This is a genomic window from Caenimonas soli (genome assembly GCF_013155545.1).
GTDB lineage: Bacteria > Pseudomonadota > Gammaproteobacteria > Burkholderiales > Burkholderiaceae_C > Ramlibacter > Ramlibacter soli.
This window is the reverse complement of sequence record NZ_JABJVV010000002.1, coordinates 127720-145382: the sequence shown is the minus strand read 5'-3', so window position 1 is coordinate 145382 and position 17663 is coordinate 127720. Positions and strand designations below refer to the sequence as shown.

At 66.1% G+C, this 17663-nt stretch carries 17 protein-coding genes; 2 read left to right on the top strand and 15 right to left on the bottom strand.

The features are described from left to right. Positions 1 to 204: 204 nt before the first annotated feature. The 5 genes from HNE04_RS04065 to HNE04_RS04045 all read right to left on the bottom strand — a co-directional run bounded on the left by HNE04_RS04065 (position 205) and on the right by HNE04_RS04045 (position 4314). Positions 205 to 681 carry a hypothetical protein gene (locus HNE04_RS04065; RefSeq protein ID WP_172217000.1) on the bottom strand — a complete coding sequence of 159 codons (477 nt, stop codon included), beginning with the start codon at positions 679 to 681 and terminating at the stop codon, positions 205 to 207. A gap of 162 nt (positions 682 to 843) precedes the next feature. Beyond that, positions 844 to 1674 (bottom strand): urease accessory protein UreD, encoded by an 831-nt coding sequence (locus HNE04_RS04060; RefSeq protein ID WP_172216998.1) that lies wholly within the window; start codon positions 1672 to 1674, stop codon positions 844 to 846. Between the two features lie 2 nt (positions 1675 to 1676). Then, on the bottom strand, positions 1677 to 2444 hold the full coding sequence (locus HNE04_RS04055; RefSeq protein ID WP_172216996.1) for an ABC transporter permease: 768 nt from the start codon (positions 2442 to 2444) through the stop codon (positions 1677 to 1679). Further along, positions 2441 to 3280 carry an ABC transporter ATP-binding protein gene (locus HNE04_RS04050; RefSeq protein ID WP_172216994.1) on the bottom strand — a complete coding sequence of 280 codons (840 nt, stop codon included), beginning with the start codon at positions 3278 to 3280 and terminating at the stop codon, positions 2441 to 2443. The genes HNE04_RS04055 and HNE04_RS04050 overlap by 4 nt, the downstream gene beginning before the upstream one ends. Then, the gene (locus tag HNE04_RS04045) at positions 3277 to 4314 is read right to left on the bottom strand and encodes an ABC transporter substrate-binding protein (protein WP_172216992.1); all 1038 of its coding nucleotides are present in this window, start codon (positions 4312 to 4314) and stop codon (positions 3277 to 3279) included. Before HNE04_RS04045 ends, HNE04_RS04050 begins: the two co-directional genes overlap by 4 nt. Before the next feature lie 277 nt (positions 4315 to 4591). On the opposite strand from HNE04_RS04045, the gene HNE04_RS04040 reads away from it, so the two are divergent. Further along, positions 4592 to 4858: a GlsB/YeaQ/YmgE family stress response membrane protein gene (locus HNE04_RS04040; RefSeq protein WP_172216990.1), complete on the top strand. Its 267-nt coding sequence runs from the start codon at positions 4592 to 4594 to the stop codon at positions 4856 to 4858. Between the two features lie 77 nt (positions 4859 to 4935). On the opposite strand, the gene HNE04_RS04035 is transcribed toward HNE04_RS04040, so the two are convergent. The 8 genes from HNE04_RS04035 to kdgD all read right to left on the bottom strand — a co-directional run bounded on the left by HNE04_RS04035 (position 4936) and on the right by kdgD (position 14216). Further along, positions 4936 to 7239, bottom strand: coding sequence for an NADP-dependent malic enzyme (locus HNE04_RS04035; RefSeq protein WP_172216988.1), 2304 nt, complete (start codon positions 7237 to 7239; stop codon positions 4936 to 4938). 90 nt (positions 7240 to 7329) lie between these two features. After that, positions 7330 to 8211: a 2-hydroxy-3-oxopropionate reductase gene (locus HNE04_RS04030; RefSeq protein ID WP_172216986.1), complete on the bottom strand. Its 882-nt coding sequence runs from the start codon at positions 8209 to 8211 to the stop codon at positions 7330 to 7332. Between the two features lie 21 nt (positions 8212 to 8232). Continuing rightward, positions 8233 to 9021 carry an HpcH/HpaI aldolase family protein gene (locus HNE04_RS04025; RefSeq protein ID WP_172216985.1) on the bottom strand — a complete coding sequence of 263 codons (789 nt, stop codon included), beginning with the start codon at positions 9019 to 9021 and terminating at the stop codon, positions 8233 to 8235. 9 nt (positions 9022 to 9030) lie between these two features. Continuing rightward, complete coding sequence (gene gudD / locus HNE04_RS04020; RefSeq protein WP_172216983.1) at positions 9031 to 10362, bottom strand: glucarate dehydratase; 1332 nt, start codon at positions 10360 to 10362, stop codon at positions 9031 to 9033. A gap of 16 nt (positions 10363 to 10378) precedes the next feature. Continuing rightward, entirely contained in the window at positions 10379 to 11323 is a 945-nt protein-coding gene (locus HNE04_RS04015; RefSeq protein WP_172216981.1) for a 2-hydroxyacid dehydrogenase, read from the bottom strand. Positions 11324 to 11335: 12 nt separating this feature from the next. Next, on the bottom strand, positions 11336 to 12307 hold the full coding sequence (locus tag HNE04_RS04010; protein ID WP_172216979.1) for a Bug family tripartite tricarboxylate transporter substrate binding protein: 972 nt from the start codon (positions 12305 to 12307) through the stop codon (positions 11336 to 11338). 2 nt (positions 12308 to 12309) lie between these two features. Further along, positions 12310 to 13272 (bottom strand): Bug family tripartite tricarboxylate transporter substrate binding protein, encoded by a 963-nt coding sequence (locus HNE04_RS04005; protein WP_172216977.1) that lies wholly within the window; start codon positions 13270 to 13272, stop codon positions 12310 to 12312. A 26-nt stretch (positions 13273 to 13298) separates the two neighbouring features. Further along, positions 13299 to 14216, bottom strand: a complete 918-nt coding sequence (kdgD, locus tag HNE04_RS04000) for a 5-dehydro-4-deoxyglucarate dehydratase (RefSeq protein ID WP_172216975.1) — start codon at positions 14214 to 14216, stop codon at positions 13299 to 13301. A gap of 155 nt (positions 14217 to 14371) precedes the next feature. Between kdgD and garD the strand changes: the two genes are divergently transcribed. Continuing rightward, on the top strand, positions 14372 to 15961 hold the full coding sequence (garD, locus tag HNE04_RS03995; RefSeq protein ID WP_172216973.1) for a galactarate dehydratase: 1590 nt from the start codon (positions 14372 to 14374) through the stop codon (positions 15959 to 15961). Here garD and HNE04_RS03990 read toward each other — a convergent pair. Together HNE04_RS03990 and hyi are read right to left on the bottom strand one after the other, a co-directional pair. Continuing rightward, positions 15954 to 16859, bottom strand: coding sequence for a 2-hydroxy-3-oxopropionate reductase (locus tag HNE04_RS03990; protein WP_172216971.1), 906 nt, complete (start codon positions 16857 to 16859; stop codon positions 15954 to 15956). The genes garD and HNE04_RS03990 overlap by 8 nt on opposite strands. Before the next feature lie 23 nt (positions 16860 to 16882). Then, on the bottom strand, positions 16883 to 17662 hold the full coding sequence (hyi, locus tag HNE04_RS03985; protein WP_172216969.1) for a hydroxypyruvate isomerase: 780 nt from the start codon (positions 17660 to 17662) through the stop codon (positions 16883 to 16885). Position 17663: the final 1 nt, after the last annotated feature.

The window sequence follows — 17663 nt, the reverse complement described above, 5'->3', positions numbered from 1 at the left end:
GTCGCTCCTTGACTTGTAGGCTGCCCATCCTGAGGGACGGACCGGCTAAGGCGTTAGTGGAAGTGTCAAGAACAGCCGAATAGCTGCCATGTTGACTCAATTGCTTACGATTGCGAAGACTTGCAACAGTGTCATGAGCGTCGGCGCAACAAAAAAGCGGGCCCTAAGGCCCGCATGCTCCCTGACGCCAACCCAAAAGCATAGTTATTTAGTAGGTGCCGGAACCAGCACCACCGGATCGGCCGTCTTCGGCTCGATGGTCACCGTGCCGGAGCCTGCCGGCATCACAACCGTTTCCACTTCACGCAGCAGGCCACCGCCGGCAACGCTGCCGGTCGTGTTGCCATAGCCCATCACGCGTGCCTGGCAAGCCGCTTTGTCCTCACCCGTCAGGACGTCGCAACGGGCCGATGCATTCGAATCGAACTTCGCGCCGGCGTTGTCGAGCACGCCACGCTTCTTGTCGGCTTGCGCGTTGCGGGCTTCCTTGAGGCAGGTGTCGCGGTCTTGCTGGGTCTTGCCGGTCATGCAGGCATTGACTTCTTGCTGGTAGCTGCCTGAGGCGTCGATGCCCGTGGTACCGGTTGCAACCTGGGCCGTGGCGGCGGTCATGGCCAGCAATGCGGCCACGCCGAACGACACCAGGCTCTTGCGGGATCGGGCGTTACGGGGTGCTCTCATGGTGGACTCCTTGGAATCTGGTTAGATGACTGAAGTCTAGGGACGGCACTAGCCCGACCATGCCGGAGAGCACACCCCATTCGCGGCGGCGCGATGCCGGTCGCGTCGTAGGATGGGGATTGCAGGTGTGGGACTACAACTCGACCGTGGCCGATTTCGCGCTCAAAGCGCCCAGGTCCGCGGCTGGGTCGGCGCCAGGCCCCACAAGGCCGGGCGCCATGCATTGCGGATGGCCTTCAACAAGCCCAGGGCAGGCTCGACCAGGGGCGCGAGCACGCGCACGACCACGACGCGCGGCCCGGGGGCCGTGGCGCCGGCCCAACTGCATAACGGGTGAGCTGCGATGACTTCGCGCGCCAGTTCCAGAGCCTGGTCGCGCCGAGCGCGGCCGAGGTCGCTGCCGGCGGCCAGGAACAGGGTGGCGACGCAGCGCTGGCCGGCCAGGCCCAGCGGGCCGTTCATCAGCCGCGCATCCGAGGCGGCGATGCGGCCCCGCTCCAACCAGGCGCCACGCAACTCGAGGTGCTGCAGCAGGCGGCCCCGCTCGAACGGCAGCTGCGCCTCGGGCAGCCCTAGCGCCGCCACGTCCCAGCCGATCAACTCGGCCCCAGGGGCGAGATCCAGCGTGACATGGTTTTGCGCAATGCAGCCGCTGTAGCAGATCGCCTCCAGCGGCAGCCATTCGAAGCGCGCGCCTTCATCCAGCGCGATGCGGGTGCGCTGTACCGCCGGCTCACCCTGCGACCGGTAAAAGCGCGAAGCGCCCGGTGTCGTCACCAGCCCATGCGCGCCTGGACCGACATGCACGTCGAGATCCAGCGTGTCGCCGCCCACCAGGCCGCTCGGCGGATGCACCAGCACGTTGTGCGATATCGCATCGCCTTCGGGATACAGGGTTTGCAAGATCCGCAGCGGGCCTTCGTGCTCGAAGCGCGCGACGCAGCGACCGGCTTCCAGGCGCAACTTGAGCGAAAGACGCGCATGCCAAGACAAAGCTATCTTCCTTGCGAGCCGCGATGCGCCCAGGCCGTGGTGTGCATCTCGATCCGGCTGAACAACTCGTACATCAGCATGGCCATCGCTCCCACCACCACCAGCCCGGCGAACGCCAGGCCCATCTGCATCGCCGAGCCGGCGGAGATCAGCAGGTAGCCGATGCCCTCGTTGGACGCCGTCATCTCCGACACGGTGGTGCCGACGAAGGCCAGAGTGATCGCCACCTTGAGCGAGCCGTAGAAGTAGGGCATGGAGCGCGGCAGGCCGACCTTGATCAGCACGTCCCAGCGCCGCGCGCCCAGCACCCGCAGCACGTCTTCCAGCTCGGGCTCCAGCGTCGCCAGGCCGGTGGCGATGTTCACCATGATCGGGAAGAACGAGATCAGGAACGCGGTGAGGATGGCCGGCCCCGCGCCAATACCGAACCAGACCACCAGGATGGGTACGAAAGCGGCCTTGGGCAGCGCATTGAAGGCCGTCATCAGCGGATACACGGCGGCGTACGCGATGCGCGAGCTGCCGATGACGAATCCCAATAGCACGCCGACCACGATGGCCAGGCCGAACCCGGCCATGGTGACCCAGAACGTGCGCCAGGCGTGCGCCGCGATGATGCCCCGGTACTCCACCATCTGGTTCCAGATGCGCAGCGGGCTGGGGAAGATGAACTCGGAGACGTTGAATACGGCGCAGACGAACTGCCACAAGCCGATCACCGCGACCAGCAGGAGCCAGGGCGACCAGCGTTCCAGTTGCGTCGTCTTCATGGCAGCGTCGTCTCCGTCGATTGCCGGCGGATGGCGCCGATGTGGCCGCGCAGTTCGTGCACGATGTCGCTGAACTCCTTGGTGTAGGTGATCTCCAGCTCGCGCGGGCGCGGCAGCTCGATCTCCTTTTTCACCATGAAGCGTCCGGGGCTCTTGCTCATCACGTACACCGTGTCGGCGAGGAACACCGATTCGCGCAGGTCGTGCGTGACCAGGATCACGTTGAAGCGCTGCTCTTCCCAGAGGTCGCGCAGGATGCACCACAGCTCCTCGCGGGTGAAGGCGTCGAGTGCCCCGAAGGGCTCGTCCAGCAGCAGCATCTTGGGCTCGTGGATAAGCGCACGGCAGATGCTGGCGCGCTGCTGCATGCCGCCGGAGAGCTGCCAGGGAAACTGGTCCTCGTAGCCGCCCAAGCCAACCTTCTGCAGCAGCTGGCGGGCCCGCTGCTCGTATTCGGCGCGCTTGGCCTTGAAGCTGCTGCGGTAGGGCTCGACGATCTCCAGGGGCAGCAGCACGTTGTCCACGGTGGTGCGCCAGGGCAGCAGCGAAGGCGCCTGAAAGGCCATGCCCGAGATCTTCAGCGGCCCGGTGACCGGTCGGCCGTCGATCAGGATGCGGCCGCGCGAGGGCATCTTCAGGCCGGTGGCCAGCTTCATGAAGGTGGACTTGCCGCAGCCCGAGGGCCCGACGATGGCGATGAACTCGCCTTGCCGCACGGCCAGGTCGATGGCTTCGACCGCGAACTGGCCTTGCGCGAGCAGTTCCTCGTTGTACGCGAGCCAGACGTCCTGGAAGTCGACGAAGCTGCCGAAATCTCCGCCGCCTGGGGCCGTCATTTCTTCGGCGCGGGCAGAACGCTGTTCAGCTCGGCCTTCGCCGGCAGGAAGGAGCCGTTCCAGATCACATCGGGATTGACGCGGGTCTTGGTGCCAAAGGCATCGGATACCTGCGAGGCCATCAACGCCAGCCGTCCGGCGTTGACCTGGCCGAAGCCTTCGGCGCGCGCATCGGGGCTGTTGATGACGGTGTCGATGGCGAGCTTGAGCCGGCGGGTTTCCAGCTCGGTGTTGATGATGCCGTCGCGGGCCTTGACATCGGCGATGGCCGCCTCGGGCCTGGCGATGACTTCCCTGGCGCCCTTGGTGAAAGCGGCAAGGAACGCCTTCACGGCTGCGGGGTTCTCCTTGATGATCTTGGGCGTGGCGATGATCACGTTGCCGTAGAGTTTGACTCCGTGCTGGGAGTAGGGGAGGACAACCACATCCTCTGCCTTGACCCCGCGCGCCTCCAGGTTGAGCAGCGAGGTGAAGGTGAAGCCGGTGATCGCGTCCACGTCGCCGCGGGCCAGCATGGTCTCTCGCAGCGGCGGATCCATCGAGGTCCACGTCACGTTGCCAATGCCGTTGGCCTTCTGGAAGATCGGGAAGGCGCGGCGGCCCGCGTCGAATACCGGGGCGCCCAGCTTCTTGCCGTTGAGGTCGCCGGGCGCCTTGATGCCCGACTTCTTCAGGGCCATTACCGAAGCGGGCGTGTTGTTGTAGACCATCATCACGGCCACCGGCTTGTTGGGTGCGTCGGGGTTGTTGGCATGGAATTCCATCAGCGCCGCCAGGTCGGCGAAGCCGATGTCGTAGGTGCCCGAGGCCACCCGCGTGACGGCCCCTCCGGAACCGCTGCCCGCATCAATGCTCACGTCGAGCTTGGCCTCCTTGAAATAACCTTTGGCCGCGGGCGTGAGGAACAGGGCGGCCGGGCCTTCGAAGCGCCAGTCGAGCTGGAACTTGATCGGTGTCGTCTGGGCCTGGACAGCGCCGAAGGTGGCGGCCAGCGCGATCATGGCGGCGGTTTTGAGGACGACCCGTTTCTTCATTGAAAACTCCAAACGCAGGAAAAAGACGAAGCATACAAAGCAAAAAAGATGCCTCGCTTCGGACTTACCCCCAAAAACGCCCGTCCGGGGGTAGGGCCCGTCCGACGCCGCCATGCGATAAGCGCGCACGCTGAGCCTTTATTTGTGACTACGCGGGGCCAGTGGGCCGCAGACCATATTGCGTTCACCGGCCGTTCGTTTCTTGGCGGCGGGTGGTCGGAACCGAGAGGGCTGGCCCGCTAGCAACAACACGCCGTTCGCGGCAAAGGAGTCTCAGATGAGTTTCATACTCTGGTTAATCGTAGGTGGTATCGTAGGCTGGCTTGCTAGCCTGATCATGAAGACCGACGGTCAGCAGGGCATCCTGTTGAACGTGATTGTCGGTATCGTTGGCGCGTTCATCGGTGGCTGGCTGATCTCCCCGCTGCTGGGCACGGGCACCATCAATGAGGGCTTCAGCATCGGCTCCGTGGTCGTGTCGTTGATCGGCGCCATCATCCTGTTGGCGATCGTCAATCTGTTCCGCCGCGGTCGCGTCCGCTAAGACGCCTTCAAAGGCAAGCATTTCAGGCATCCGGCTCGCGCCGGGTGCCTTCTTTCGTTTGGCGAGCGCATCAAGGCTTACGAGTAAGCCACACCGGCCGCCGCCAGCGCGGTCATGTTGACGACCCGCCGCACCGTCGATGATGGTGTGAGCACGTGGACCGGCCTGGCGGCGCCCAGCAGGATGGGGCCGACGGTGATGCCGTGGCCGCCGGTCATCTTCAGCACGTTGAAGAGAATATTGGCCGAGTCGAGGTTCGGGCAGATCAGCAGGTTGGCCTCGCCGGTCAAAGTCGTTTCCATCAGGCTGCCGCGCCGCACGGTTTCCGACAAGGCCGAGTCGCCCTGCAGTTCGCCATCGCACTCCACCTCGGGCGCCATCCGCGCGAAGATGTCGCGCGCCAGCCGCATCTTGCGCGCGGACGCGCGGCTGGACGAGCCATAGTTGCTGTGCGACAGGAATGCCACCTTGGGCGGCAGGCCGAAGCGCCGCACTTCCTCAGCCGCCATCAACGCGATGCTCGCCAGCAATTCGGCATCCGGATCCTCGTTGACGTAAGTGTCGGCGATGAACAGCGTCCGGTCCGGCAACATCAGCGCGTTCAGTGTGGCCAGGCCCGGCGCACCCTTGGCTTTGCCGATGACGTTGCGTACATGCTCCAGGTGCTGGTCGAAACGGCCGACCAGCCCGCACAGCATGGCGTCGGCATCACCCAGCTGCACAGCCAAAGCGCCGATGAGGGTGTTGGACCGGCGCACGGCCGCCTTGGCGGCCTCAGGCGTGATGCCTTCACGCCCCATCCGGTGGTGGTAGGCCTCCCAGTACTGGCGAAAGCGCGTGTCGCTTTCCGGGTTGACGCATTCCACGTCCTTGCCCAGCTTCAGCCGCAGGCCGGCCCTGGCGATACGGGCCTCGATCACCGCCGGGCGGCCGATCAGGATGGGCTGGGCCAGCCCGTCTTCGAGCGCCAGCTGGGCGGCGCGCAGCGCGCGCTCGTCCTCGCCCTCGGCAAAAACCACCCGTTTGGCTTGCGCGGCTTTCGCGGCCTCGAACACGGGCCGCATGATCATGCCGGTCTGGTAGACGAAGCGCGTCAGCGCCTGGCGATAGGCATCGAAATCGGTGATCGGCCGGGTGGCGACGCCGGATTCGGCCGCCGCCCGTGCCACCGCGGGCGCAATGCGCAGGATCAGCCGCGAATCGAAAGGCGTGGGGATCAGGTAGTCCGGGCCAAAAGCCAACTCCTTGCCGGCATAGGCATTCGCCACTTCCTCGCTGATGTCGGCCTTGGCCAGGTCGGCGATCTGGCGCACGCAGGCCAGCTTCATGGCTTCGGTGATCTTGGTGGCGCCGCAGTCGAGCGCGCCCCGGAAGATGTAGGGGAAGCACAGGACGTTGTTGACCTGGTTCGGATAGTCGGAGCGCCCGGTCGCAATGATGCAATCCGGCCGCACGGCCTTGGCCAGTTCCGGCCGAATCTCCGGTTCAGGGTTGGCCAGCGCCAGGATGATGGGCTTGGAGCCCATGCTCTTGACCATTTCCTGGGTCAGCACGCCCGCCGCCGAGCACCCGAGGAATACGTCCGCATCCTTCACCGCATCGGCCAGGTTGTGCGCGCCCTGCGCATCCGTATTCTGGGCATAGCGGGCTTTGGACTCGTCGTAGCCGCCGGGCCGGCCTTCGTAGATCAGTCCCTTGGAATCACAAGCCCAGATGTTGTGGCGCTTCACGCCCAGGCCGACCATCACGTCGAGGCAGGCGATGGCGGCCGCGCCTGCGCCCGAAACCGCGATCTTCACCTCGGCAATGTTCTTGCCCACCAGCTCCAGGCCGTTGAGCAACGCCGCGGCCGAGATGATGGCCGTGCCATGCTGGTCGTCGTGGAACACGGGGATGCTCATGCGCTCGCGCAGCTTCTTTTCGATGTAGAAGCACTCGGGCGCCTTGATGTCCTCCAGGTTGATGCCGCCCAGCGTGGGCTCGAGCGCGGCGACGATGTCGACCAGCTTGTCCGGGTCTGTTTCGGCCAGCTCGATGTCGAACACGTCGATGCCCGCGAACTTCTTGAACAGGCAGCCCTTGCCCTCCATGACCGGCTTGCCGGCCAAAGGTCCGATATTGCCCAGCCCCAGCACCGCCGTCCCGTTGGTGATCACGCCCACCAGGTTGCCGCGCGAGGTGTATTCGGCGGCGAGCGACGGGTCGGCCTGGATGTCCAGGCAGGGATAGGCCACGCCCGGCGAATACGCCAGTGACAGGTCGCGCTGGTTCGACAGCGGCTTGGTCGGGGTGACCGAAATCTTGCCGCGCGTGGGCAGGCGGTGGTATTCGCGCGCTGCCTCCCGCAGCGCCTGCTCGGCCTGGGATAGTTCTGCAGCCATCGCTAGTCTCCTTCGGGTCTTGCCAGACCTCCGACGCTACCCCATCCGCAGCCGCCCGTGTGCGTGAAAACACGCGGACCGCAGGAAACCTCAGGTATCTGGCATGACCGTGTGCTGCGCCATGTTCTCCAGCGCCCGCACCAGCGCGGAATGATCGGCCTGGCCGTGGCCGAGCGCCACGCAGGACTGCATGAGCTGCGCCGCACTGGCGGTTTGCGGCAGCGCCACGCCCAGTGAGCGCGCGCCCTGCAGCGCCAGGTTCAGATCCTTCTGATGCAGCGCGATCCGGAAACCCGGATTGAACGTGCGCTTGATCATGCGCTCGCCATGCACCTCCAGGATCTTCGAGCTCGCGAAGCCGCCCATCAGCGCCTGGCGCACCTTGGCCGGATCGGCCCCGGCCTTGGAGGCAAACACCAGGGCCTCTGCCACCGCCGCGATGTTCAGCGCCACGATGATCTGGTTGGCTACCTTGCAGACCTGGCCGTCGCCCGCGGCGCCGACCAGGGTGATGTTCTTTCCCATCAGCTCGAACAGCGGCCGGATGCGCTCGAAGGCAGCCGGCTGGCCGCCCACCATGATGGTCAGGCTTGCGGCCTTGGCGCCCACTTCGCCGCCGGAAACCGGCGCGTCGAGATAGTCGCAGCCCAAGGCCTCGATCTTTTGCGCGAAACCGCGGGTGGCGATCGGGTCGATCGAGCTGCAGTCGACCACGGTCTTTCCTTTCGACAAGCCGGCGGCCACGCCATCCTTGCCGAACAGCACCAACTCCACGTCGGGTGTGTCCGGCAGCATCAGGAACACCACGTCGGCAGCCCGCGCCACCTCCGCGCTGGTGGCGCAAGGCGTCGCCGCGCGCAGCGCCTCGGGTATTTGGCTGCGCGTGCGCACGAACATCTCGTGGCCGGCAGCCAGCAGGTGCCCGGCCATGGGGGCGCCCATGATCCCCAGGCCGATGAATCCGATCTTCATTGCAAATTCCTTTCTTGAAACTCAATAACCCGACGCGGGCGGCGTCGTCTTGCCGGCGCGCATCTTGGCCATCACTTGCTGCGCACCCGCCGCGATCAGCCGCGCGTCCGAGCTGACGGTCACGTACTGGAAGCCCTTGGCGATGCGGGCCAACGCCGACTCCGCGCTCATGTTGTGAATTCCCGCCACCACCTTGTGCGCCTTGGCCCGCGCCAGGATGTGGTCCACAGCCTGCGCGGCCTTGGGCTCGAGGTCATCCATCGTCGGCGTGCAGCCCAGGGACAGGGACAGGTCGGACGGGCCGATGTAGACCGCATCCAGTCCCTCCACCGAAAGGATTTCGTCGAGGTTGTCCAGCGCCTGGGCCGTTTCGATCATCGCGAACCGCACGATCGTGTCGTTCGCGTGCTGGGGGTAGTCGGCGCCGCCGTACAGCAGCGCACGCACCGGGCCGAAGCTGCGCGTGCCGCGCGGCGCATAACTGGTCCAGGCCACCAGTTTCTGCGCATCTTCGCGGGTGTTGACCATGGGGCAGATCACCGCATAGGCCCCTGCATCCAGCGTCTTCATCAGGATGCCCGGCTCGAGCCAGGGAACGCGCACCACCGGGACCGTGTCCGTGGTGGAGATGGCCTGCAGCATCGTGACCATCGCCTGGTAGTCGACCACGCCGTGTTGCATGTCCACGGTCAACGAATCCCAATCCTGGTGGGCCATCGTTTCGCTGGCAAAGCTGTTGGGGATGGCCAGCCACCCGTTCACGGCGGCGCCGCCGGACTTCCAAAGCGTGCGCAGGCGGTTCTCTCTCATGGGAAGCTCCTAACGATCGAGGGCGGGGCGTTTGGGATCGAACTTCCATCCCGGGATGAGGTACTGCATGGCCATGGCGTCGTCGCGGGCGCCCAGGCCGTGCTGCTGGTAGAGCTGATGGGCCTTTTCAACCTCGGCCATGTCGAGCTCGACGCCCAGGCCCGGCTTCTTCGGGACCTGGACCAATCCACCCTGGATACGCAGCGGGTCGCGCGTGAGGCGCTGGCCGTCCTGCCAGATCCAATGCGTGTCGATCGCGGTGACCCGGCCGGGAGCGGCGGCTGCGACATGCGTGAACATCGCCAGCGAGACGTCGAAGTGGTTGTTGGAATGCGAGCCCCAAGTCAGGCCCCAGTCACGGCAGGTCTGCGCCACGCGCACCGAGCCGGCCATGGTCCAGAAATGCGGGTCGGCCAGGGGAATGTCCACCGATTGCAGCGACAGCGCGTGCGTGAGTTGCCGCCAATCGGTGGCGACCATGTTGGTGGCGGTCGGCAAGCCCGTGGCGCGGCGGAATTCCGCCATCACCTCGCGGCCGGAGAAGCCGTCTTCGGCGCCGCAAGGGTCTTCCGCGTACGCGACCACGCCGCGCATGTCGCGCATCAGGCGGATCGCGTCCTTGAGCAGCCAGCCGCCGTTGGGGTCCAGCGTCACGCGGGCCTTCGGGAAGCGTTCGTGCAATGCCTTGACGGCTTCGATCTCTTCACCGGCGCGCAAGGCACCGCCCTTGAGCTTGAAGTCGTTGAAGCCGTAGCGCTCATAGGCGGCTTCCGCCAGCCGCACCACCGCCTCCGGCGTCATCGCCTTTTCGTGGCGCAGGCGGGACCAAGCGTTGTCGGCGCTCGGCTCGCTGGCGTAGGGCAGGTCGGTTTTCGACTTGTCCCCGACGAAGAACAGGTAGCCCAGCATCTCGACGGCGTCGCGTTGCTGGCCTTCGCCGAGCAAGGCGGCGACGGGCACTTCCAGGTGCTGGCCCAGCAGGTCCAGCAAGGCCGATTCGACGGCCGTGACTGCGTGGATGGTGGTGCGCAGGTCGAAGGTCTGGAGGCCGCGGCCGCCGCTGTCACGATCGGCAAAGCTGCGCTGCATCTCCTGCAGGATTCGCTGGTGCGAGCCGATGGGCTGACCCACCACGAGCGGGCGCGCATCTTCCAGCGTCTGGCGGATCTTCTCGCCGCCGGGCACCTCGCCGACGCCGGTGTGGCCGGCGCTGTCCGTGAGGATCAGCAGGTTGCGGGTGAAGAAGGGTCCGTGCGCGCCGCTGAGGTTCAGCAGCATGCTGTCGCGCCCGGCCACGGGAATGACTCGCAGCTCCACGACCTTGGGTGTCGAATGTGTCATGGGAATGTCCTGAATGCTAGGGTGAGGGCGCGGCCGAAACCAGCCGGCCCTCGGTAAAAAATGATTGCAGGTTGTCGAAGACGCGGTCGGCCATGGCTTGTCTCGTTTCGCGCGTGCAACTGGCAATGTGCGGCAGCAGCACGACGTTGTCCAGCGCCATCAGTTGCTGCGGTACATGGGGCTCGTCGTCGAAGACGTCCAGGCCGGCGCCGGTGATGCGCTTTTCCACAAGCGCCTGCACCAGCGCGGCTTCGTCGATCACCGACCCGCGCGCCACGTTCACCAGGAAGCCTTCTGGACCCAGAGCGTCCAGGACGGATGCGTTGATCAGATGGCGGGTCTGCGGGCCGCCCGCCGTGATCACGATGAGAAAGTCGGCCCACTTCGCGAGCTCGATCAGCGAGGGCTCGTGCTGCCACGAGACATCGCCCACCGGGCGGCGCGAGTGATAGCGCAGGTCCATCCTGAATCCAGCGGCCCGATCCGCGATGGCCCGTCCGATGCGGCCCATGCCGACCATGCCCAGCCGGGCGCCGCTCACCTTGTGCATCAGGGGGAACTGGCGCTTGAGCCATTCACCACTTCGCACGAAGCGGTCGGCCGCGGAGAAGCCGCGTGCGACGTCGAGCATCAGTCCGATGGCGGCGTCGGCGACGCACTCGTTGAGCACATCCGGCGTGTAGCCGACGGCAATTCCCCGGCGCTGCGCGGCGGCGACGTCGACCCGGTCCAGGCCCACCCCGAAGTTGGAGATCACCCGCAGATTGGGCAGCGCCGCGATCAGGGCTTCATCGGTGCCGACCGCAGCCGAGGTCACCAGGGCCGTGAACTCAGCGCCATGGGCGGCGAGGAAGGCGGCCCGGTCGCAGTCGCCGGGCAGCGTGGCGAGCTGGTAGGCCTCGGCCAGCCGGGCCTCGAGTGCGGGCGGGATGCGCCCGGCGTTGAGCAGCCGTTGTTTCAAGGCGGTTCTCTTTTAGTCCAGGGTGATGCCGCGCTCGTGGATGATGCGGGCGTAGCGCTTGCGATCGCTGTCGATCATCTGCGCGAACTGCGCCGGCGTGCTGCCGGCCGGGACGGCGCCCAGATCCGTCAGCCTGCCCTTCACATCGCCTTCGGCCAGGACCTCGCGCACGTCGGCCGAGAGCTTCTCGACGACCTCGCGCGGCGTTGTCCCGGGCGCCAGCAAACCGATCCAGGAGATCGAGTTGAAGCCCGGCAGCACGGTTTCGCCCAGCGTCGGGACCTCGGGCAGGGCGCCCACGCGCTTGCCGCTGGTCACCGCCAGCGCCCGCAGCTTGCCGGCCTTGATATGGCCGCTGGCTTCGAGCACCGTCATGAACGACAGCTGCACATGGCCCGCGAGCAGGTCGCTGACGGCCGGGCCGCCGCCGCGATAGGGCACGTGCAGGATGTAGGTGCCGGTCGCTTCCTTGAACATTTCCGCCGCCAGGTGCGGCGCGCCGCCGGCACCCGAGCTGCTGTAGCTCAGCTTGCCCGGCCGGCTCTTGGCCAGCGCGATGAACTCCTGCGGCGTCTTGGCGGCCACTTGCGGATTGATCATCATCGCCAGCGGCAGCTCCGCCAGCAGCGAGATCGGTGCGAACGCCGTATCAGGGTCGTACGGCAGTTTTTTGTACAGCGCAGGGTTGATCGATTGCGTGCCGATGTTGCCCACCAGCAGCGTGTAGCCGTCCGGCTTGGCCTTGGCCACGTAGTCGGCGCCCACCTGTCCGGCCGCGCCGCCGCGGTTTTCGACGAGGACCGGCTGGCCCCACTTCACGCTCAGCTTCTGCGCGACGATCCGCGCCCCGGTGTCGGTGCCGCCCCCGGGCGGGAACGGCACGACGATGGTGACGGGCCGGGCCGGGAAGGGCGCGGTCTGCGCATTGACCGCCGCGCAGGCCAGCAGCGCGAGGGGCGCGATGAAACCGAGTGCGGCCTTCACGCTCAGTCCGCCTTGATGTTCCGGCTGGTGATCAGCTTGCCCCAGCGCGCGTACTCCGACGCCTGGTACGCCGCGAACTGTTCAGGCGTGTTGGCCACGATCTCGAAGCCGAGTTCCAGCAGCTTGGGCTTGACAGCCGGGTCGTTGAGCGAGGCGACGATGGCCGCGTGGAGCTTGCGCTTCACGTCCGCGGGCAAGCCCTTGGGCGCGGCGATGGCCTGCCACGAGTACACGTTGGCGTCCTTGATGCCGCTTTCCTCCAGCGTGGGCACGTTGGGCAGGAGCGGCGAACGCTTCTCGCTCGTGATCGCCAGGGCCCGCAGCTTGCCCCCGAGGATCTGCGGCATCGCGGTGTTGATGTTCATGAACGACGAATCCACCTGGTTGCCGAGCAGGTCGGTCATCACCGGGCCGCCGCCCTTGTACGGTACGTGGATGCCAGTGGTGCCGGTCTGCAGCCAGAACAGTTCGGCCGTGAGGTGGTCGCTGCTGCCGTTGCCCGATGACGCGAAGGTCATCTTGCCGGGGTTGGCCTTCTCGTACGCGATCACGTCGGCCAGCGTCTTGTGCGGCGAGGCGGCGGGCACCACGAGCACATTGGGAGCCTGGACGGCGATGGACAGCGGCTCCAGGTCCTTCAGGGCGTCGTAGGGCACCTTGATGAGGTGCGGGGCGATCACGAACGGGCCGAGCGAGGACACGAGCAGGGTGTAGCCATCGGGCTGCGCGCGCGCCACCTGGGTGGCGCCGATGGTGCCGGTGGCGCCGGCCTTGTTGTCCACGATCACCGTGGCGCCGCCCAATTTCTCGGGCATCTTGCCGGCGAGCGTGCGCGCGATCAGGTCGGTGGAGCCCCCCGGCGGGAACGGCACCACGAGCGTCACGGCCTTGCCGGTCGGCCAAGCTTGGGCGTTGGCCATCAGTGTGGCCAGGCCGAACAGGACGGCAGTCATTACTTTTTTCATGAGTCAGTCTCCAGGGGTTGATGCGCTTACTGCGCGCCGAGTTTGGAAATCAGTTGGCCGAGCTGGTCAACTTCTGCGGGCTTCAGTTCGGACAGCGGCGGGCGCACCGGGCCGGCCGTGTGGCCGACGAGGGTGGCGCCGGCCTTGACCAGGCTCACGGCGTAGCCCTGTCCCTGGTTGCGCAAGGCGATCAGGGGCAGGAAGAATTCGTCGAGCAGCCGGTTGGTGGTGGCGGTGTCGCGGGCGTGGTGGGCGTTGTAGAACTCCATGGCCGTGCGCGGGACGAAGTTGAAGACGGCCGACGAATAGACCGGGCAGCCCATCGCCTGGTAGGCGCCGGCGAACACCTCGGCCGTGGGCAGGCCGCCCAGGTAGGCGAAGCGGTCGCCGAGCTGGCGGCGGATGGCGACGAACGATTCGATGTCGCCGATGCCGTCCTTGAAACCGATCAGGTTGGGGCAGCGGTCGGCCAGCTTCAGCAGCGATGCCGGCGTCAGGCGGCAGGCGCCGCGGTTGTAGACGATGACGCCGAACTTCACGCTCTTGCAGACGGCCTCGACGTGGGCGACCAGGCCGTCCTGGGTGGCTTCGGTGAGGTAGTGCGGCAGCAGCAGCACACCCTGCGCGCCCAGGCGCTCGGCCTCCTGCGCGTACTTGATGGCAAGCGTGGTGCCGCCGCCGGCGCCGGCGATGATGGGCATGCGGCCGCGGCAAGTTTCGACCGCGGTGCGCACCACGTCGCTGTATTCCTGCGGCTCCAGCGAGAAGAACTCACCCGTGCCGCCTGCGGCGAACAGTGCCGTCGCGCCGTAGGGCATCAGCCACTCGAGGCGTTCGGCATAAGGCTTGGGCGCGAACCGCAGTTCCTTGTCGAAGTCGGTCAGGGGAAAGGACAGCAGGCCGTAGGAAATGATTTTCTTGAGCTCTTGGGGGGTCGAAGACATGGTCATTACTCGATTAAGGTAAGTCATCGTACAACCTAAATAAAAAAATGGCCATACGCAATCTCACTAATGCCGTTGATTTTAAAAGGTATTTTGTTATTTGGCGTAAACCGACATAATCCTAAGCACAACGTTGTACGACAACTAAGCCAAATATGACAGCCACTTCCCAATCAGCCCCGCTGTACATCACCATGCATGCTGCCGATAACGTGGCGATCGTCGCCAACGACGGCGGGCTGCCTTCCGGCGCCACCTTTCCGTCGGGGCTGGTGCTGCGCGAACATGTGCCGCAAGGCCACAAGGTGGCGCTCGTGGACCTGCCGGCCGGCAGCCCCGTGCGGCGCTACAACGTCACTATCGGCAACGCGCTCAAGGACATTCCCGCCGGGAGCTGGGTGCACGAGCGGCTGCTGCAGATGCCCGACGCGCGTGAACTGGCCAACCTGCCGATCGCCACCGTCAAGCCCGAGCCCTTGCCCCCGTTGGAGGGCTACACCTTCGAGGGCTTTCGCAATCCGGACGGCTCGGTGGGCACGCGCAACATCCTGGCCATCACCCAGACCGTGCAGTGCGTGGCCGGCGTCACCGATTTCGCGGTCCGCCGCATCAAGGCGGAACTGCTGCCCAAATTCCCCAACGTCGATGACGTGGTGGCGCTGGAGCACGGCTATGGTTGCGGCGTCGCGATCGACGCCCCCGATGCCATCATTCCGATCCGCACGCTGCGCAACATCAGCCTGAACCCCAACTTCGGCGGCGAAGTGATGCTGGTGAGCCTGGGCTGCGAGAAGTTGCAGCCCGAACGGTTGATGCCTCCGGGCACCATCCCGCTGGTCGATGAGCGCAATGTGGCCGACGTCGGCGTCACTGCCGAGAGCAAGCTCGATGTGGTGTGCCTGCAGGACGATGCGCATGTCGGCTTCATGTCCATGGTCGATTCGATCATGCGGCAGGCCGAGGAGCATCTGGAGCGACTGAACGCGCGGCAGCGCGAGACGGTGCCCGCCAGCGAGCTGGTGGTCGGCGTGCAGTGCGGGGGCAGCGACGCGTTCTCAGGCGTCACCGCCAACCCGGCCGTGGGCTTCTGCACCGACCTGCTGGTGCGCGCCGGCGCCAGCGTGATGTTCTCCGAAGTGACGGAGGTGCGCGACGGCATCGACCAGCTCACATCGCGCGCGACCACACCGGAGGTGGCCGAGGCGATGATCCGCGAAATGGCCTGGTACGACGCCTACCTCCAGCGCGGAAGCGCCGACCGCAGCGCCAACACAACGCCCGGCAACAAGAAGGGCGGCCTGTCCAACATCGTCGAGAAGGCCATGGGCTCGATCGTGAAGTCGGGCTCGTCCCCGATCTCCGGCGTGCTCGCGCCCGGCGAAAAGCTCAGGCAAAAGGGTTTGACCTATGCCGCGACGCCCGCCAGCGACTTCATCTGCGGCACGCTGCAACTGGCCGCCGGCATGAACCTGCACGTGTTCACGACGGGACGCGGCACGCCTTACGGCCTGGCCGAAGTGCCCGTGATCAAGGTGGCCACGCGCAGCGACCTGGCGCGCCGCTGGCATGACCTGATGGACATCAACGCCGGCACCATCGCCGACGGTTCGGCCACCATCGAGGAAGTGGGCTGGGAGATGTTCAGGTTGATGCTCGATGTCGCCAGCGGCCGCAAGAAGACCTGGGCCGAGCACTGGAAACTGCACAACTCCCTGGTGCTCTTCAACCCGGCGCCGATCACCTGACTTCCGGCGACACCGTGTGCTGCGCCATGTTCTCCAGCGCCCGCACCAGCGCGGAATGATCGGCCTGGCCGTGGCCGAGCGCCACGCAGGACTGCATGAGCTGCGCCGCATTGGCGGTTTGCGGCAGCGCCACGCCCAGTGAGCGCGCGCCCTGCAGCGCCAGGTTCAGATCCTTCTGATGCAGCGCGATCCGGAAACCCGGATTGAACGTGCGCTTGATCATGCGCTCGCCATGCACCTCCAGGATCTTCGAGCTCGCGAAGCCGCCCATCAGCGCCTGGCGCACCTTGGCCGGATCGGCCCCGGCCTTGGACGCAAAGACCAGGGCCTCTGCCACCGCCGCGATGTTCAGCGCCACGATGATCTGGTTGGCTACCTTGCAGACCTGGCCGTCGCCCGCGGCGCCGACCAGGGTGATGTTCTTTCCCATCAGCTCGAACAGCGGCCGGATGCGCTCGAAGGCTGCCGGCTGGCCGCCCACCATGATGGTCAGGCTCGCGGCCTTGGCGCCCACTTCGCCGCCGGAGACCGGGGCGTCGAGGTAGTCGCAGCCCAGCGCCTCGATCTGCTTGGCGAAGCCGCGGGTGGCGATGGGATCGATCGAGCTGCAGTCGACCACCGTCTTTCCTTTGGCGAGCCCAGAAGCCACGCCGTACTCGCCGAAAAGCACTTCCTGCACATCAGGGGTATCGGGCACCATGATGAAGACGATGTCGGCGCGCTCCGCGACACCCCGGGCGGTGGTGCACACCGTGGCGCCGCCGTCGGTGAGTTCGGCCGGTGTCTTGCCGTGCGTGTAGATGAACATCGTGTGGCCGGCTTTGAGCAGATGGCCCGCCATCGGCGCGCCCATGATGCCGAGGCCGATGAATCCGAGTTTGAGTCCCGATTTGGTCATTCAGTGGTCCTTGAGTCTTTGAGTTAGTGCACCAGGGCCTGGATCCAGCCCAGGCCTTGGGTGGTGGTCGTGCGCGGCTTGTACTCGCAGCCGATGGAGCCGCGATAACCCAGCGCGTCTATGTGCTTGAACAGCCAGGCGTAATTGATCTCGCCAGTGCCCGGCTCGCCGCGCCCCGGGTTATCCGCCAGCTGGATATGGCCGATCCGGTCGAGATGATTGCGCAGCGTGGCGCCGAGCTCGCCTTCCATGCGCTGGGCATGGTAGATGTCGTACTGCACGAACAGGTTGTCCGAGCCGACTTCCTCCACGATGGCCAGCGCCTGGTCGGTGCGGGTGAGAAAGAAGCCGGGGATGTCGTAGCTGTTGATCGGCTCGATCAGCAGCCGGATGCCCGCTTCCTTCAGCGCGGCGGCGGCAAACTGGAGATTGCCGATCAGCGTGGCGTGCGCATGTTCTCGCGCCACGCCTTCCGGCACCCTGCCTGCCAGGCAGTTGAGCTGTGGGCAACCCAGCGCCTTTGCGTAACCGATGGCGAGCGCCACGCCCTCGCGGAATTCGGTGACGCGGTCGGGGTGGCAGGCGATGCCGCGCTCGCCCGACTCCCAGTGACCGGCGGGCAGGTTGTGCAGCACCTGCTTCAAGCCGTTGGCGCGCAAGGCGGCGGCCAGTTCCTCCTTGGGATAGGCATAGGGGAACAGGTACTCCACGGCGTCGAAGCCCACGGCTCGGGCGGCGGCGAAACGCTCCATGAAAGGCAGCTCGGTGAAGAGCATGGTCAGGTTGGCGGCGAATTGGGGCATT

Bases quoted from the DNA above. Each gene is read 5' to 3' on its own strand.
- HNE04_RS04040 (WP_172216990.1), top strand. From the start codon at position 4,592: ATGAGTTTCATACTCTGGTTAATCGTAGGTGGTATCGTAGGCTGGCTT.
- hyi (WP_172216969.1), bottom strand. From the start codon at position 17,662: ATGCCCCAATTCGCCGCCAACCTGACCATGCTCTTCACCGAGCTGCCT.
- HNE04_RS04065 (WP_172217000.1), bottom strand. From the start codon at position 681: ATGAGAGCACCCCGTAACGCCCGATCCCGCAAGAGCCTGGTGTCGTTC.
- HNE04_RS04030 (WP_172216986.1), bottom strand. From the start codon at position 8,211: ATGAAGATCGGATTCATCGGCCTGGGGATCATGGGCGCCCCCATGGCC.
- HNE04_RS04050 (WP_172216994.1), bottom strand. From the start codon at position 3,280: ATGACGGCCCCAGGCGGCGGAGATTTCGGCAGCTTCGTCGACTTCCAG.
- HNE04_RS03990 (WP_172216971.1), bottom strand. From the start codon at position 16,859: ATGACCAAATCGGGACTCAAACTCGGATTCATCGGCCTCGGCATCATG.
- HNE04_RS04025 (WP_172216985.1), bottom strand. From the start codon at position 9,021: ATGAGAGAGAACCGCCTGCGCACGCTTTGGAAGTCCGGCGGCGCCGCC.
- garD (WP_172216973.1), top strand. From the start codon at position 14,372: ATGACAGCCACTTCCCAATCAGCCCCGCTGTACATCACCATGCATGCT.
- HNE04_RS04045 (WP_172216992.1), bottom strand. From the start codon at position 4,314: ATGAAGAAACGGGTCGTCCTCAAAACCGCCGCCATGATCGCGCTGGCC.
- HNE04_RS04055 (WP_172216996.1), bottom strand. From the start codon at position 2,444: ATGAAGACGACGCAACTGGAACGCTGGTCGCCCTGGCTCCTGCTGGTC.
- HNE04_RS04035 (WP_172216988.1), bottom strand. From the start codon at position 7,239: ATGGCTGCAGAACTATCCCAGGCCGAGCAGGCGCTGCGGGAGGCAGCG.
- gudD (WP_172216983.1), bottom strand. From the start codon at position 10,362: ATGACACATTCGACACCCAAGGTCGTGGAGCTGCGAGTCATTCCCGTG.
- kdgD (WP_172216975.1), bottom strand. From the start codon at position 14,216: ATGTCTTCGACCCCCCAAGAGCTCAAGAAAATCATTTCCTACGGCCTG.
- HNE04_RS04005 (WP_172216977.1), bottom strand. From the start codon at position 13,272: ATGAAAAAAGTAATGACTGCCGTCCTGTTCGGCCTGGCCACACTGATG.